General features: G+C 44.9%; 14 protein-coding genes and 1 pseudogene. 14 read left to right on the forward strand and 1 reads right to left on the reverse strand.

Annotated features, from left to right (window positions below):
* Window positions 1-186: 186 nt before the first annotated feature.
* From EPL05_RS21125 to EPL05_RS21170, 10 genes are all read left to right on the forward strand, one after another.
* Window positions 187-1,314: a glycosyltransferase family protein gene (locus EPL05_RS21125; RefSeq protein WP_128535978.1), complete on the forward strand. Its 1,128-nt coding sequence runs from the start codon at window positions 187-189 to the stop codon at window positions 1,312-1,314.
* A 7-nt stretch (window positions 1,315-1,321) separates the two neighbouring features.
* The gene (locus EPL05_RS21130) at window positions 1,322-2,467 is read left to right on the forward strand and encodes a glycosyltransferase family protein (protein WP_128535979.1); all 1,146 of its coding nucleotides are present in this window, start codon (window positions 1,322-1,324) and stop codon (window positions 2,465-2,467) included.
* A gap of 69 nt (window positions 2,468-2,536) precedes the next feature.
* On the forward strand, window positions 2,537-3,625 hold the full coding sequence (locus EPL05_RS21135; RefSeq protein ID WP_128535980.1) for an acyltransferase family protein: 1,089 nt from the start codon (window positions 2,537-2,539) through the stop codon (window positions 3,623-3,625).
* A gap of 148 nt (window positions 3,626-3,773) precedes the next feature.
* On the forward strand, window positions 3,774-5,015 hold the full coding sequence (locus EPL05_RS21140) for a glycosyltransferase family 4 protein (RefSeq protein ID WP_128535981.1): 1,242 nt from the start codon (window positions 3,774-3,776) through the stop codon (window positions 5,013-5,015).
* 31 nt (window positions 5,016-5,046) lie between these two features.
* On the forward strand, window positions 5,047-6,477 hold the full coding sequence (locus EPL05_RS21145) for a hypothetical protein (protein WP_208394804.1): 1,431 nt from the start codon (window positions 5,047-5,049) through the stop codon (window positions 6,475-6,477).
* 9 nt (window positions 6,478-6,486) lie between these two features.
* A complete protein-coding gene (locus EPL05_RS21150) occupies window positions 6,487-7,596 on the forward strand; it encodes a glycosyltransferase family 9 protein (RefSeq protein ID WP_128535982.1) in 1,110 nt (369 codons plus the stop codon).
* A complete protein-coding gene (locus tag EPL05_RS21155) occupies window positions 7,597-8,814 on the forward strand; it encodes a glycosyltransferase (protein WP_128535983.1) in 1,218 nt (405 codons plus the stop codon). It abuts the gene before it with no gap.
* Window positions 8,815-9,200: 386 nt separating this feature from the next.
* On the forward strand, window positions 9,201-9,746 hold the full coding sequence (locus tag EPL05_RS24560) for an LbetaH domain-containing protein (protein ID WP_128535984.1): 546 nt from the start codon (window positions 9,201-9,203) through the stop codon (window positions 9,744-9,746).
* Between the two features lie 20 nt (window positions 9,747-9,766).
* On the forward strand, window positions 9,767-10,597 hold the full coding sequence (locus EPL05_RS21165; RefSeq protein WP_128535985.1) for a glycosyltransferase family 2 protein: 831 nt from the start codon (window positions 9,767-9,769) through the stop codon (window positions 10,595-10,597).
* A gap of 184 nt (window positions 10,598-10,781) precedes the next feature.
* Window positions 10,782-12,038, forward strand: coding sequence for a WcaI family glycosyltransferase (locus EPL05_RS21170; protein WP_128535986.1), 1,257 nt, complete (start codon window positions 10,782-10,784; stop codon window positions 12,036-12,038).
* A 49-nt stretch (window positions 12,039-12,087) separates the two neighbouring features.
* Here EPL05_RS21170 and EPL05_RS21175 read toward each other — a convergent pair whose 3' ends face one another.
* Window positions 12,088-13,185: an endonuclease/exonuclease/phosphatase family protein gene (locus EPL05_RS21175; protein WP_128535987.1), complete on the reverse strand. Its 1,098-nt coding sequence runs from the start codon at window positions 13,183-13,185 to the stop codon at window positions 12,088-12,090.
* A gap of 575 nt (window positions 13,186-13,760) precedes the next feature.
* Between EPL05_RS21175 and EPL05_RS24695 the strand changes: the two are divergent.
* From EPL05_RS24695 to EPL05_RS21195, 4 genes and pseudogenes are all read left to right on the forward strand, one after another.
* Window positions 13,761-13,926, forward strand: a pseudogene (locus EPL05_RS24695) (DapH/DapD/GlmU-related protein); the annotation flags it as partial.
* 192 nt (window positions 13,927-14,118) lie between these two features.
* Window positions 14,119-15,405, forward strand: coding sequence for an O-antigen ligase family protein (locus tag EPL05_RS21185; RefSeq protein ID WP_128535989.1), 1,287 nt, complete (start codon window positions 14,119-14,121; stop codon window positions 15,403-15,405).
* Window positions 15,389-16,267, forward strand: coding sequence for a glycosyltransferase family 2 protein (locus tag EPL05_RS21190; protein WP_208394805.1), 879 nt, complete (start codon window positions 15,389-15,391; stop codon window positions 16,265-16,267). The genes EPL05_RS21185 and EPL05_RS21190 overlap by 17 nt, the downstream gene beginning before the upstream one ends.
* On the forward strand, window positions 16,264-17,451 hold the full coding sequence (locus EPL05_RS21195) for a glycosyltransferase family 4 protein (RefSeq protein ID WP_128535991.1): 1,188 nt from the start codon (window positions 16,264-16,266) through the stop codon (window positions 17,449-17,451). The genes EPL05_RS21190 and EPL05_RS21195 overlap by 4 nt, the downstream gene beginning before the upstream one ends.
* Window positions 17,452-17,455: the final 4 nt, after the last annotated feature.

The following is a 17,455-nucleotide window of genomic DNA, read 5'->3' on the forward strand; positions in this document are numbered from 1 at the left end:
TTAAACAACAGCAAAAATTAAGAGGGGCTTAATTGGTACAAATATATTTACAAACTCGATATTTTTATTAACGAATAAGTAATAATTGTATTACAAAATAACAAACAGTTAAAATTACAGATTGTTTTTGGTTTTGTTAAGAAATGTTATTTAACCACCTCAAAATTAATATATTTTAAAAGAGACATGCCCGATAATATAAATATCGTTTTTATATGCAGTTCGTTAGAGCCGGGGCACGATGGTGTGGGCGATTATACACGCCGCTTAAGTGCCACTTTAATAAGGGCCGGGCATAGCTGCGCAATATTATCACTAAATGACCGGTACGCGGAAAATACGCTTGAGAGCATCCAGCAAGCAGATGGCGTGGATGTACCGGTGCTTCGCCTGTCGGCTGGTATCGAACTCAAACAACGCGTCGCAATAGCAAAAGAATGGGTGGATAAGATTGATCCGCAATGGCTTAGCCTGCAGTTTGTGCCTTTTGGCTACCATCCCAAGGGTTTAAAACTGGGTTTAAGCAACCTGCTGCTTACCCTTAGCAAAGGCCGTAACTGGCATATTATGTTTCACGAGCTTTGGGTGGGCATGGCCAACGAGGAATCAAAAAAACTGCATTTGTGGGGAAACGCCCAACGCATCCTTATCAAATCGCTCATTAAAAATTTGAAACCGGCTATTATTCATACACAAACGCGTTTGTACCAAACCCTTTTAGCAAAAATGAGTTTTAAAGCGGGGTATCTGCCTTTATATGGCAACATTCCGGTACTTGGCAGCACAAATCGTAAACGCCAGGCGGCAGAAATATCCTTTGTGGTTTTTGGAGCGATACACGATAAAGCACCGATAAATGAGTTTGCCAGAGAGGCCGGCCAATATGCCGAAAAATTTAAGCGGCCTGTAAGTTTAATTATCATAGGCAGGGGCAATACCGAGCAACAACGATGGGCCGATGCATGGGCCGCCGCAGGATTAACGGTGGAACGTTTGGGCGAATTATCGGCGCAGCGAATTTCTGAAGTACTATCAAGCGCAACGATCGGGCTCTCGGCAACGGCACTGGCCGTGATAGAAAAAAGCGGTTCTTATGCTGCCATGCGCGAGCACGGCTTGCCCGTAATATCGGTGTCTAAAGCATGGACACCCACCGGCGTAGCCAAACCGGCAGTACCCGAAGGCGTTACCGAATACACCATCGGCAACCTGGAACAATGCATCGCCAACAGCAAATTTATTCCCTACGGCAACAGCGTTGACGAGGTTTCTGTTGAATTTGCGCAGGCCCTTACTAATTTAAAAGCGGAATAGAAACTGGATGATAAAAAGAAAAATATGCCTTTTTACTGCGCACTCGCCAAAAGTGGGCGGCGGCGGCGCAATATTGAGGAGCCTGGTAGCCAACCTGCCCGATATAGACATCCTATGGACCTATATTGGAAACGGCCCCGTTGAAGGTTACGAAGAAGGCTACCTGGGCCAGGCGCTTATGGGCGGGCCAATGTTAAAAGATCTCTTGCAGACCCGGCAGATGTTGAACGGCGGCAAAATCGCGTTTATCGATAACATCATCAAAAAGCTTTTGGCTATAGATTGCGATGGGTACTGGATCGTATCGCACAACGAGGGGTTGCGCATAGCTGTCGAGCTATCAACCCACCAAACCGAACGCCCTGTACACATGACCGTGCATGACGATTGGGCCGGCGCACTCTGCGCGCGATCTGTTCGGTACAGGTTTATGGCAGGGGCGGCGCAAAAATTAACGGTTACGGCGCTAAAAACCATTCCATCGTTTGATCTCATCAGTGCCGGGATGCGCGATCATTACCGCAAGCTGAGCGCCCGCCGGGGCGAGGTATGCCACCGCTATTTACCGGAGAGCGCCATACTATCGGGCGATAAACCGGATAATAAAAACGAGGTGCTGGTAGGCCATATTGGCTCCATTTACGATAAAAAGGATCTGTTCAATTTTATCAGTCTGCTAAAGGAATTTTATCAGCAGGAAAATAAAAAAGTAACCCTGCAAATGTGGGGCTGCCATTTAAAGCTGAGCGATGTGCCGCAGCCACTGCGGCATAATATAAAGTTTTACGATACCCTGTCAGAAGATAAGGTAGTGCCCGAACTGGCGAAGTGCGATTTTGTTTATTGTATGTATCCGCTCGGCAAGGCTTTGCATACCTTTTCTAAAACCAGCCTGCCAACCAAGCTAAGCAGTTACCTGCAGGCTGCACGCCCCATTTTTGGGCATGGGCCGGCAGATAGCACGCTGGCAGAATTTTTAGATACCACAAAATTAGGCGGTATGTGGAGTGTGCGCGATAAACAGCAAGGTTTTAAAGCGCTGGAAATGATCAGCGCGCTAAACCCCGATCACCAGCAATGGCAGGATGCGCGCAGGCTTTACTTCGGTGAAAAAAACCTACAGGTGATGAACAAGGCGTTAAACACAAAATAAATTAGCGGCAAGGCTTAGTTTGCCACATCGTTATTCCGGGCATATTTAATATCTTTCGGGCAATATACTATGTTGAATATAAAACCACGCGTTATAATTGGTAATTCGAGTATTTTTTTGGACGCCCTGCGTATAGGCGCTGCCTTAACGGTTTTATACATACACGCTTTCGATCGCTGGTTCCCTACGCTTGCCCACCCGCAGTACGAGCCCGGCGAACCATCTCACGCGGCCGTAATTATCTTCTTCGTGCTATCGGGTTATGTAATAGCGCATACCACCATCAGCCGCAACCGTGGGGCTGTTTTGTACGCCCAGGCACGTTTAAGCAGGCTGTGTTCTATTGTTATACCGGCGCTTGCCATCACTGCTCTCATCGCCTTGGTGGTTAAACAGGTGGATCCGCAACTGCTTGCAGCCCACTCCAGGGGGCACGATTGGGTACGTTACATCGCATCCGGCTTGTTTGTGAATGAGCTTTGGCTTTTTTCGGCTGCGCCGCCTTTGAATGGCTCGTTGTGGTCGCTTAGTTTTGAATTTTGGTACTACGCCATATTTGGCCTTTGGTTTTTCCGGAAGGGTGGCTGGATATCGTTCTTATTGCCCATTGCCGCCGTGCTTATAGCGGGTCCCAAAATTGTGGTAATGATGCCGGTTTGGCTGGCAGGTTACTTGGCCTATATCCTCCCAAGGCCAACAGTAAAAGCGGCTGCAGCCTGGTTATTTGTGCTGCTGGGGCTTTTTGCAGCCTGGCTCGCGGTAACTTATATCCCGTTCATTCCATATCGTATAGGCTACAAGCCGCTGTATTATGCCAACCAGTTTGTTACCGACTGGGTAGTGGGCCTGTTTGTTGCGGCTGCCTTGTGGATAGTGCCAACCGGCGATCACCTGAGTACCGAGCATAAATTTGCAAATGTGTTCCGCAAAGCGGCAGACCTCACCTTCCCGCTGTATGTGCTTCATTTTCCGTTGTTGGTTTTATGGCGTGCTTTGTTTGGCTATAAAGCGTATGATATGGTGCAACTGTGGCAGGCGCTTATCTCAGTACTAATTGTGGCATCGTTACTGGGTGTGTTGCTGGAAATGCAGCGCCCGGTGTGGACCCGGTTTTTTAAACGAGCGCTTGGGGCCTCCAAACGCACAGAGAACATTTAAAGTATCTGCATCGTAAGGTTAAACAAATAATAAGCTTTGTTTTGGCTGATAATTACAATTTCAATGATTATAATTGTATATTCTTACAATTATGTTAATTTGTATGATTGTTTGTAAAGAAATTTTATCCCGCTTGGTTTAGATATTTATGAAGATAGTTCTGTCGCACCCAACGGGGAATGAATTTGTAAGGGCGCTTATTAAGGCGCTATCAAAGCAAGGCATGTTGGCGGAGTTTGATACTACGGTGGCGGCAGACCCGGCTTCGGCATGGCTAACGTTACTACCGGGCAGTTTAAAGCAGGAGTGGTTAAGGCGTACCTACCCTATTCCGCAAGAGGAGATCAATTCATTTCCTTTGAGAGAGTTGGGGCGGATGATACTGCCACGGGTGGGATTTAAAAGTGCCGTAAAACACGAAACCGGCTGGGCCAGCGTAGATGCTGTATACCGCGGTTTGGATAGTGAAGTGGCTAAGCGTATTTTAAAGCTGGCAAAAGAAAATAAACCCGCTGCTGTATACGCTTATGAAGATGGCGCGCTGCAATCGTTCAGGGAGGCAAAACAACAGGGGATAAAGTGCATATACGATCTGCCGATAGGCTATTGGAGGGCCGCCAGGGTAATGCTTGGTGCAGAGCGCGAACGCTGGCCCGATTGGGCGCCTACCTTAACCGGCCTGCGCGATTCGGAAGCTAAGCTGGCCCGTAAGGACGAGGAAATACGACTGGCCGATAGCATTTTTGTAGCGAGTAGCTTTACTGCCAAAACGCTGCAATATTTCGAAGGGGAGTTACCGCCCGTAAGTGTGGTCCCTTACGCTTTCCCTCCGGTAGTTACGGAAAGGCATTACGAAAAGATAACTGGCGCACGACCCTTAAAATTGCTTTTTGTGGGCGGTTTATCGCAACGTAAAGGTATTGCAGATATGTTTGCAGCTGTAAAAACATTCGGGAACAAAGTAGAGCTTACCGTTGTTGGTAGTAAACTGGTTGATAACTGCGCGGTGCTGAACGAAGCGTTAACAAAGCATCGTTGGATTCCCAGCCTGCCACACGAAGGGGTTTTAAAACTAATGCATCAGCACGATGTATTGCTGTTCCCCTCGTTGTTTGAAGGGTTTGGATTGGTGATAACCGAAGCTATGGCGCAGGGGACACCGGTGATCACTACAGACAGAACCGCCGGCCCCGATATTATTACCAATGGCGCGGATGGCTGGCTGATACAGGCAGGCTCCACCGAAAAGTTGCAGGAGGCTATAGAAAAAATATTGGTAAAGCCGGCGATGGTTGAAACTGCCGGGCGTGCTGCAATGGCAACCGCCCAAAAACGGCCCTGGGAAGTTTATGGGCGCGAATTAGTGAACGCTATAATTCATAATAATTAATTATGTTTAAAGTTTATTATCATCTGCATTAATGAGTACAACTCTGGATAGGAATGCTGCTGTAGTAGCAAGAAATACCGCGCTAAATGTTCAAAGCCGTATAAACCACGCGAGTGTGGTGGCTTCGCTAAAAAAGGGTATTTGGGTGTACTTCATACTACTTATTATAGAAGGTGGGCTACGTAAATGGGTTTTCCCTTCGCTTGCAACGCCCTTATTGATCGTACGCGACCCGGTAGCTATATGGTTACTGATAACCGCTTGGCGTAATGGCTACCTGCCTTCCAATAACCACTTTTTTGCCATGGTATTCATCGGCAGTTGCGCGTTGTTTACGGCTATATTGGTGGGCCATCACAGTTTGCCCGTGGCCGCTTATGGTGCGCGGATCCTGCTTTTTCACTTTCCGCTCATATTTTTAATAGGTAAGGTATTTGATAAGGATGATGTTGTACGGCTCGGCATAATAGTGCTTTGGATGGCCATACCCATGTTTTTGCTTATAGCCTTGCAATTTTACAGCCCGCAATCGGCGTTTGTAAATAAAGGGATAGGTGCCGATTCGCTGGGTGGGGGATTTAGCGGTGCCTTAGGCTATTTCAGGCCGCCCGGTACTTTCTCGTTTACAACAGGTAATACCCAGTTTTTTTCGCTGGTAGGTGTGTTTGTAGTTTACTTTTGGCTCAATATAGAGCAGGTGAACCGCATCTTATTGATAGGCGCTACCATCGCACTCATTGCCGCTATCCCAATTTCCATCAGCCGTGGTTTGCTCATCCAGACGGTGTTAACCGGAGTTTTTGCGCTTGCATCAATTTCCCGCACGCCAAAGCTGTTGGGCAGGATGCTGGGAGCAGTTATAGGGTTGGTTATAATAGTTTCCTTGCTAAGTAATTTACCGTTTTTTAAGAACGCTATTGAGGTACTTACCTCCCGTTTTGATACGGCAAGCGAAAGCGAGGGTAGTATTAATGACACCATCTTAAACCGTATTGGCGCAAGTATATTGGAGCCTTTTGTAAACTCGGAGCTGCCTTTTTTTGGCTTTGGAATTGGTATGGGCACCAACGCAGGTGCAAGGCTGCTTATTGGCCGCTCTGATGTGTTTTTGATAGCGGAAGGGGAGTGGGGGAGATTGATTGGAGAGATGGGCGCTATTTTTGGCATCGGTGCAATTTTGATAAGGGTGCATCTAAGTTTAAAAATGCTGGTCCAGTCCTATAAACGCCTAAAAATAAACAATATGTTACCCTGGTTAATGGTGAGTGTTAGCTTCCAGGCGGTTGCACAGGGTCAATGGGCACAGCCTACAGCCTTAGGTTTCGGGATAATTATGGGCGGTTTAACTATCGCTGCCATGAGGTTGCCCGGGCAGGAACGACAATATCAGCAATATCAGGAACAGCAATATCAAGAACAGAAGGAACAGCAACAACAGGCCTCACCCACGGCAGGGGTTTAATTATTACGCATGGCCGTATCCCCTAAAAGAATATTGATATACCGGCTCGGGAGCCTCGGAGACACGGTTATGGCATTGCCGGCGTTCCATAAAATACGGCAGGCTTACCCCGATGCAGATATTACGCTGCTTACCAACAGCCCGGTGGCAAATAAAGCCGCCCCGCTTGCAAGTATACTTGGGCAGGGGTACTTTTTCGATAGAGTGCTTGCTTATCCCGTTGGTACACGGAGCCCGGCCGTGTTGCTTGGCCTGGTAAAACAAATAAGAGAATTAAAGATTGATACCGTTGTATACCTCGCGGGCGTACGGATATTAAAAACGCTTGCTAAAACAAAACTAACGGTATTTAGGGACTGGTTGTTTTTTAAGGCTGCCGGTGTGAAAAACACCATAGGCTTTCCTTCGGTGCTGCCCGATTTTGAACTATCGGTAGATAACCACACCGGCGACCTGGAGTGGGAGGCAAAAAGGCTTGCCCGCCGTGTACGGGTATTGGGCGATATAGCGCTCGATGATGATACCTATTGGGATCTTAAGTTCAGTAGCGAAGAAATTAAAACGGCCGGCGAAAAGCTTGCTCCGCTTGCTGCAGGCCTGCCTTTTATAGCTGCAAGTACCGGCACCAAAAGCCATGTGAATGATTGGGAAGAACATAACTGGCTGAATTTATTAAAGCAGTTATCGCCGTTATTGCCTGGTTGGCAGCTGGTAATGATAGGCGGCCCGGATGAGTTTGACGAGGGCACAAAGTGTATGGAAGCCTGGGGCGGGGCAGGGCTAAATTTATGCGGACAAACGTCTCCACGGGTATCGGGCATTGTTTTAAAACTTGCAAAAGTTTTTATAGGCCACGATAGCGGGCCAATGCACCTGGCGGCTGCCGTCGGTACACCATGCGCGGCGATTTTTTCGGCAAGGCATTTCCCAAGGCAATGGTACCCAAGAGGTAACTTTAATAAAATAATTTACCACAAAACAGATTGCGCAGGCTGCGGCCTCGATGTTTGTGTGGTTCAACAAAAAAAATGCATCTTATCTGTCACTACCGATGAAGTTATCGCGGCGGTTATGGACATCCTGGGGCGTGTAAAATCAAACAATAGTAATATCCAATAAATGAAGCTGCTTCACATTATTGCAAGTATGGACCCCGCCAGCGGTGGGCCCTGCCAGGGCATTAGAAACACCAACCCCGAACTGATGCACAACGGCGTCAGCAGGGAAGTGGTATGCCTCGACGACCCCAACAGTGCGTTTTTGGGTATGGATAACTTTACAATTCACGCGTTGGGGCCTGCGCAAGGGCAGTGGCAATATTCGCATAAGCTGAGGCCCTGGCTGCTTGCCAATATGGGCCGGTTTGATGTTGTTGTGATAAATGGATTATGGCTGTACTCGAGCTACGCGGGCTGGAGCGTAAAGCGCGAATTGGAACGCAATGCAAAAAAAACGAACGTGCCGGCAAATGTGCCTAAACTGTACGTAATGCCGCACGGCATGCTCGACCCTTATTTTCAACGCGCGCGCGACCGCCGGCTTAAGGCAATACGCAATTGGTTTTACTGGAAACTGGTAGAACGCCGGGTGGTTAACGATGCCGACGGCCTGTTTTTTACCTGCGAACTGGAACTGGAGCTGGCCCGGCAAGCGTTCTCGCCATATCACCCCAAAAAAGAGGTGAATGTAGGCTACGGCATAATTGCCCCGCCGCAGCATACAACTGCCATGGATGAGGCGTTTTATAAAAAATGCCCCGAAATGAAAGGCAAACCCTTCCTTCTTTTTTTTAGCCGGATCCATAAAAAAAAGGGGGTTGATCTGCTCATAAAAGCATACGCGGAGATTGTAAACAAAAACATACCCGAAACTGGCGAACATTATAAATTGGTTGTTGCCGGGCCTGGATTAGATAGTTCTTACGGCAAAATGCTGGAACGGCTGATAGCACATTATCCCGATCTGAAGAACAATATAATTTTCACAGGGATGCTAACCGGCGATGTAAAGTGGGGGGCATTGTATAATTGCGATGCATTTGTATTGCCAAGCCACCAGGAGAATTTTGGTATAGCGGTAGTAGAGGCCCTGGCCTGCGGAAAACCGGTACTGGTATCGCACCAGGTAAACATCTGGAAGGAGATCCAAAGTGGCGGCGGGGGTATCATCGCTTCAGATTCAATTGATGGTACGCAGGAGCTTTTAAATACCTGGGTTAATTTATCCAAGGCAGAAAAACAAGCTATGGGTAAAAATGCCGCGCAGGTTTTTAAGGATCATTTTAATATAGAGTTGGTTGCCAAGCATTTTATAAAAGCCATTTTTACAGAAGATTAATGCCTATAAAACCGGCCCTTATTAATTAAAAAAGGCATATTTTTATGGTCTGTTTACATGCTGCCCGGGTTTCATAATAATTTAAGTTATCACCGTTTTTTGGCTTTTAAGGCCAGGGATAAGAGGTTGCCGTGATGGTGTTAAATATTTATATAAATGCATAGCTGGTGTTAAAAATTTAAAAATTGAAGCTTTCCGTTGCTATAAATAAATAATATTGTTAAAAATTGTATAAGTTTAGTATTATTGCTTAAAATACTAATAAAGAGTGAAAACAATTATTGGTATCTGTAAAATTTAGTAGATGGCAGTTTTTTTAAAAGTAGGCATCGCGGATGTGCTGCTTAAAAATGGGTTAACGCTACGTTGTTTTACTTATTAGTTACATGGTTAATCAGGACACACACACAGGGCCATCTTTTTCTGTTACCAATCGTGCGGCCAGGGTGTTATGGCAGTTTGTAGCCATTATATTCTTCAGGCTCTCACCAAAGCCCTTACACGGGTGGCGATCCTTTGTGTTACGGTGTTTCGGGGCAAAAGTAGGCCGCGGTGTGCATGTTTACCCGGGCGTTAAGATATGGGCCCCCTGGAATTTGGAATTGCACGATGAATGTGGAATAGCCAGCGGTGCCACCTTGTACTCGCAGGCGAAAATTACCATAGGCCGCAGAGCGGTAATTTCGCAGGGAGTAAACCTTTGTACCGGTACGCACGATTATACCAGGGCCGGGTCACCATTAGTGGCACGCCCAATTTACGTGGGCGATAACGTTTGGATAGCAGCCGAAGCATTTGTACACCCCGGTGTAACCATTGCAGATGGCTGTGTAATTGGGGCCCGCGCGGTAGTTGTAAATGATATGCCCGAGTGGATGGTTTGTTCCGGGCATCCCTGTAAGCCGCTTAAGGCAAGGGTAATAGTTGATTAGCAGAAATAGGGGTTTAATTGATGGTATCGGTACTAATACTCACTAAAAACGAAGAACAAGACCTGCCCGCCTGCCTTGCATCGGTAGCCTGGTGTGATGATATCCATGTTTACGATTCGTATAGTGATGATAGAACGGTTGAGATAGCTAAAGTTGCCGGGGCCACAATTACGCAACGTAAGTTTGATAACTGGGCCTCCCACCAGAACTGGGGCCTTAAAAATATAGCTTTTAAATACCCCTGGGTATTGTATATAGATGCAGATGAACGCGTATCAGAGAACTTGCATCAATCCCTGCAACTGTTTGATGTAAATAATGCAAACGCAGCTTATGAGATACGCAGACGCGATTTTGCCTGGAACGGGACCTGGTTAAAACACGCGCAGGTTTCGCCGTTTTACCTGCGGTTGTTTCGGCCCGAAAAAATGCGGTACGAACGGTTGGTTAACCCGCTATCGATACCTGATGGTACCGTAGCAAGGCTGGAAGGCTACCTGGACCATTACCCTTTTAGCAAGGGGATAAAGTTTTGGTTTGCCAGGCATTTAGGCTACGCGGATATGGAAGCGGCAATGCGCCTGCAGCAAATGAACGCGGGCGAAAAATTTTCCGTAAAAAAGGCGTTGTTTAGCGCCGATTTTACGCAGCGCAGATACCACCAAAAAGGGCTCTTTTACAAATTGCCCGGCAGGCCACTTATAAAATGGCTGTATATGGTAGTTGTGCGGCGGGCGTTTTTAGATGGCTCGGCGGGTATTACTTATGCTACAATGCAATCGATATACGAATATTTTATAGTGATTAAAACAAAAGAGATACTGCCTAAAATGCAGGTGGCAAAAAAATAATATATTTATACCAATCTGTTGGCGTAAGTGTGTAATTATAAGGTGTTAAAACTTTTGTGTTTAATAAGTGCCGGCGTTTATAAATGTTTAACAATTTTGCTTCATAAATTCTTTTATCTTTAAAGCATCTATTCGGTGATTTTTTACCAAAGAATGTGTTACAGGCCTTAGGCTCAGTTTATAAATGGACAAGAAAAAAATACTGTTAATAAGTCATAATTTCTCTCCTGAACCAATTGGTATTGGAAAATATAACGGCGAAATGCTTGGCTGGCTGGTTAACCGTGGGTACGATTGCACCGTAATTACAACGTTTCCGTATTACCCGTTTTGGAAAGTGCAGGAGCCCTACACTAATCGCTGGTATAAAAAGGAAGTAGTTTATAACGCCAAAAGCGATGCTACTTTAACCATATACCGTTGCCCATCTTACATCCCGAGCGACCCTACCGGCAAGCAGCGCGCCCTGCAGGATTTTTCGTATTGGGTTACCAAGTTCTTTATGGTTTTTAAGCTCATCTTTTTTAAACAGAAGTTCGATCTTATTATAACTATTGCACCGCCATTCCATTTAGCCTATTTGGGCTTGATGCTGAAAAAATTTAACGGGGGCAAGTTGCTGTACCATATACAGGATATGCAGATAGAGGCCGCTCGCGACCTTAAACTTTTCTCAAAGAAAACAGTATTAGCCGGTCTGTTTAAGGTAGAACATAAAATTCTAAAAGACGCAGACTTTGTAAGCAGCATATCCAACGGCATGATCAAAAAAATTAAGGCCAAGGTTGATAGGGAGATCTCGTTTTTCCCTAACTGGGTGGATACCGATTACTACTTCCCGCTGCCTAACCGCGAAAAGCTAAAAACAAAATGGGGCTACAAACCCGATGATATTGTTTACCTATACTCCGGCGCGGTTGGTGTAAAGCAACGTTTAGAACGGATACTGGTTACGGCAGAACAACTGCTCAATCATCAGCATATCAAATTCATCATTTGCTCATCAGGCCCTTATAAAGATCAACTGCACGAGCAGGCCAAGCGCAAGGGCCTCAATAATATTTCGTTTTTGCAGGTGCAGGAAAAAGAAGTGTTTAACGAGTTTTTAAACATGGCCGATATACACCTTGTATTGCAGATAGCCGATGCCGGCGACTTGGTGATGCCATCGAAACTTACCACTATACTGGCCGTAGGCGGTGCCAGTATTATCACCGCATCAAAGGGTACATCTTTGCACGATATGGTGCAGGATTATGATTTTGGTTATGTTGTAGAGCCGCAGGATAAAGACAACCAGGACTTACTGACCAACCAAATACTACAGATAAAACTTGACGAGGAACTGAAACACAAAAGGGACAATGCCCGCAAATACGCGGTACAATACCTCAATGTAGATAAGGTAATGAATAAGTTTGTAGAAGATTTCTTAGATTGATCCAATCTCCCCCCTGGTACTTCTTTAGCGTATCGTTATCTCTCTCTTGTTAGTTGAGTTTTAGATCACATATAAGAGGCTTATGATCCGACATCTTTTTATCAATGGTTTTGTAATTAAGAACATCGAATTGCGGGCTTACCATTATATAGTCAATTTGCAACGGGAAGAGGCTGTAATATGTGGTTTGAAAGCCGCTCGCTTTTTCTAAGAAGGCATTTTTTAGTCCATCGCCCAGCTCATTTACCGAAAATGAATTAGGTGTGTCGTTAAAATCGCCAGTGACGATATACGGGTAGGGGCAGTCATGCATATGGCGCTTTAGCTTGTCTACCTGGAAGCTTCTGAACACGTTTGCAGAAGAAACCCTGTCTTTTATAAAAAACAGTTTTTCGAAGCTTAAACTCCCCTTTAGAAATCTTTTCTTTTGTTTGTCATTCATGGTCACAGCCGCCAAATGCAGGCTGTATATTCTGATGGTTTTTTTGTTATAAAGCACATCGGCAAAAATTACTTTTGTATTTTGGAATGCGGTGGTATCTACCACACCGCTTTTTACGATAGGATATTTAGAAAAAATGGCGTTTCCCATCGAATCCAGCTTCCCTCCCAAAAAAGAATGAAAGTAGTAATTCATGTTATACTTGGTTTTTAAAAGGGTTAAAAGCGTGTCGGTATTTTTGCGGACTTTGGCGAATTCTACCATGGTTATAATGTCCGGTTCGTGATTCGTTATAATATCACCAACTTCATTCTGGATCGGCATGTCCAGGTATCTTTCTAAGCCTTCAAATTTGTGTACATTATATTGCATCACCCTTAAAGTGCCTGGTGCCGCAGTCTGCGGCTGTACAGTGTTACTGCGGAAGCCGAAATAATGCATCATGCTACTATACCCTAATAAAAATGACAGTAAGGAGATTAGAATGAAGATAGGTTTTCTGAAAGCCCAATAAAATATAAATAGCAGGCTGCCAAACGCTAAGTATAAATACCCAAAACCTAATAGTGCTATGAAATCGTAATCGCGTGGATCGGTTACCGGTGACAAATAGGACAATAAAAGCGCTACTACTACAAAAATATTCAGGCCTAAAACAATCTTATCAAAAAGGGTAAATCTTTTGTTGTTTTTCGAAGGTTTCATCGGAAAGGGTAAGTTATAAAATTTCCTAAAAATACTGTTTCTCGGTATTTAAAAGAAGCGGTGTAATAAACAAATGCATTAAAAACAATAAAGAAAGTCGCCTATTATTAAAAAAGTTACAAATTTTGTGTTTGTTATTTATATTTATCACCACTATTGGCGACAAAATCTTTTTTATTTATGTTTACCCTTATAAAATGAGGAAGTGGCTTAAGCGTAATTACTACCGGTTGATCAACTACAACAACAGTGTTAAAATTGGCGGCGGCGTAGAATTTAACATCCACAATTTTTTTGAAGGGCATAACGTTGTAGGGTCCGATGCCATCATTGGCTCTACACACATAGGCTATGGCACTTACATATCAAGCGCATCTGTAATAAAAAACACCAGCATAGGCCGGTTTTGCTCTATTGGCAGTAATGTACAAACCGGGTTGGGCCGCCATCCTTCAAAAGATTTTGTATCAACGCATCCCGCTTTTTTTTCAACACAAGAGCAGGCCGGGTTTACCTACGTAAGCGAAACTATATTTAACGAATTTTTATACGCTGATGAGGAACACAAACGCATTGTAACTATAGGCAACGATGTGTGGATAGGTAACAACGTTATTATTATGGATGGCATTAAAATTGGCGATGGCGCAATTGTTGCCGCAGGCGCAATTGTTACCAAAGATGTACAACCCTACGCAATTGTTGCCGGCATACCGGCAAAATTTATAAGATACAGGTTCGGCACCGACGAAATTGCCGGGCTGTTACGCATTAAATGGTGGGACTGGACCCCCGAAAAAATAAGGGCTAACAGCCACTTTTTTAAAAATATAACTCAATTTATAGCATCGGCAGATCAGCAGGGCTGATCAACAGGTCCCTCCCCCAATTGCTGCAAGCCTTTTTATATCAAACAACAAATACCTTAACTGAATGAAGCGCAAAAGAAAAATAGATGTAAACTATATTATAATGCTGGTGTTTTTGCTGTTATCGGCAAACGCTAATATACTTTCGTCTACCATGGTGGCCTGGGGTGCAGCTATCGTATCATTGCTGGGGTACGCTATTACCAAAAAGCTAATTACCCGCAGGGATGTAAACATCATCGCCATATTTTCGGGCGTATACCTGCTGTTTGTAAGCTTACGCTTCTTGTTGGTTAACGATCTGGAGGTGGATTATTTATACAGCGATTACATGTTCCTGTTTAAATATATCTTGTTAACCTTTATAGTATGCACCATACTGCGCGATAAGCTGTTGGCTTATTTTGTAAAGGTAATGGTACACCTAACCATTGTATCGCTGGTGTTTTTTGCGCTGCAATTGCTTTCGCCGGCTACCATGTTTAAGTTTTTCACCACCCTAAACTTCCCAACGGGCAATACCATCCCGGGGTATACAAACGCGTTGGTGTTTACCTATACGCAAGGCTTTCACGATTTTAGTAACTCGGGCTTTGTGTGGGAACCCGGTGCATTCGGCTGCTTCCTGGTGTTAACGTTAATGTTCCACTTCTTTTTAAACAGCTTTAAATACGATAAAATAACCATATTACTCATCATTGCCAATATCACCACATTTTCTACAACCAACTACCTGGGCTTATTGGTACTCATATTTTTATCGTACAGGTTTAGGGTGCCAAAAATCAATATATACGTATTGATACTGGTGCCATCAATTATTTTAGCGTTCATTTTTATCCCCTTTTTGGCAGACAAGATAGTTGATACCTACCAGGAAGATATGCGCGATCTTAAGCATTTAAAGGTGCTGGAGAAGTATTATCATCACAACCGCATGGAGATTCCATTAAACCGTTTCTCCAGCATGTGGCATATACTTGATACGTTTGGCAATAAACTTATTTTAGGCGTTAGCAATAAGTACAACGAGGTGCTTAATAAAACGTACACGGTGAATATATCTAACGGCGTGTTTGATTTTATTGCAAAATTCGGCGTGGTTGGTTTGGTATACCTGCTGTTTAAATACATCAGGTTTTGCAAGCCATACCTGCGCAACTGGGAAAACATAGTTTATTGCGTTGCTATTTTGCTGGTGCTAAGCTTTGGCGAGCCTATATTGTTTTTGCCTATCATTATGATGTTTTTATTTATAAGGTTTAAGCAGAAGGGCTTTAGCAGGTATAAAAACAACGAAGAAGACGAGGAGGAGGAAGAAGACCCCCATGCGTATGCAAAAAGTGCTTAGCAACGGCAACTGCGCGGTACTTATTGCCTGTTATAACCGCAGGGAAAAAACCGTGAACTTTCTGGATAGCTTATCCAGGCAGGATGGTTTTGCAAGCCTTAACCCGGATATATATCTGCTGGACGATGGCTCTACTGATGGTACTGCCGAAGCTGTAGCGGCCGCTTTCCCGGCGGTGAAGATTGTTAAGGGAAGCGGTAACTTATTTTGGGCCGGCGGTATGCGTGCGGTTTGGCACTACGCAATGGCACAAAAGCACTATAATTTTTTTTTGCTTTATAATGATGACGTGGTATTGATGGATGGATCGCTTAAGCGATTTATTGGCACTTATACCCAATTAGCTGCGAGTGGCGTGGTGCTGGTAGGCTCCACTTTGAGCCTGCTAAGCAATAAAATGTCTTACGGGGGGCGAGCCTTGTATAACTTAAAACATGCCGCCTATTACCCTCTCGATCCGCCAGAGGCAACACCTGTTCCATGCCACCTGGGTAATGCCAATGTTTTTTTGGTTGATGCAGCGGTTGTAGATAAGATAGGGGTATTTTGTGATGCATACACCCACTACCTGGCCGATTACGATTACACGCTAACCGCCTTTAAGGCCGGCATGCAGGTATTGCTTGCACCGGGATTTTATGGCTACTGCGAGCACGACCATGGCGACAACTGGCTCTCGGGCAAACAACCGCTTAAAAAACGTATAAACTATCTCTACAGCGTAAAGGGGTTGGCTTATAAAGAATACCTGTTTTATATTAAAAAACACTTCCCGGCCGATTATTTTGGCGCTTTTGTTAAATTGTGGATGAAAACCCTGTTCCCTATTATTTGGGATAAGTTTAAAAAAACAGCCGATTGAAAGTAGTAATATTAAATAACGACTTTAGGGCATACTGGAAAGGCAGGCTTTTGTACCTACATACAAGTATGGCAACACAGGGTGTGAGCCTTTTTGCGGTGGAGCTGTTTGGCAAAGGATCGCCATATACATTTGATACCGTAAATGCCGGCAACGATTGGTGGAGCTGTTTGTTCCCCGATAAAAGCGCGGATGAACTGCCTCAGGAAGAGATCAAAAAAAGTATTTTTTTTGCGCTCGATAAAATAGACGCTGATGTTATTATAGGCCCTTCTATTGTGTTTTACGCCGGGGCGTTGGGTATTGCCTGGGCAAAAAAGCACGGGCGCAAATTTGTAATGTTTGATGATGCCCGCCCAGCGCAGGTTAAACGCAATTTTGTAGTGCAGTGGGTTAAAAACCTCATCACCAGCCAGGCCGATGCTTTTTGGTTCCCTACAAAAAGTTACGATAGCGCTTATGCTAATTTTAAACGGCAGGGCCTCCATTATTTTTACGGGTTCGCGTGTATAAATAACGAATTGTTTAAGCGTGGCCAAAGCCTGCCGCCGGCTGGTAAAACTATTATTTGTGTAGCCCGGCTGGTCCCCATAAAAAATATTGACGGCTTATTGGCCGCCTGGCAAATTGTAGAACGGCAGGATACCGGTTACCGCCTGCTGATTGTAGGTGACGGACCCGAGGTTGCAAAACTAAAGCATCAAAAGGAGGCGCTTAAATTAGGCGCTGTGGACTTTGCAGACGCGGTGGATAATAATAGCCTGCCCGCGTATTTTGCGCAGGCAGAGGCCTTTATTTTGCCCAGTTTTTCTGAAACCTGGGGGCTGGTGGTTAACGAAGCGATGGCCGCTGGTTTACCCGTGTTGCTTAGCCGCACTGTAAATGCCGCTGCCGACCTGTTAAAGGATGGCGAAAACGGTTTTGGCTTTGATGCATTTGATACCAGCAATATTGCAGAAGCCATATTAAAATACATTCAATTAGATGATGGGGCCAAGACGAGGATGAGCGTAAGCTCGCTGGCTATTATAGAGTGTATGAGCTACGGTAAAATGGCGGAACAGTTAACAGCGGCATTAGCTATTATCAGTGCTAAGCCCTATAAAAGCCCGGGACTGATTGCCGCCGCCATAATTAATAAATGGCACGGCCGGTACAATACCTCCGGTTGGGATAAGTTATAAACGA

It is taken from the genome of Mucilaginibacter gilvus (assembly GCF_004054195.1).
Lineage (GTDB): Bacteria > Bacteroidota > Bacteroidia > Sphingobacteriales > Sphingobacteriaceae > Mucilaginibacter > Mucilaginibacter gilvus.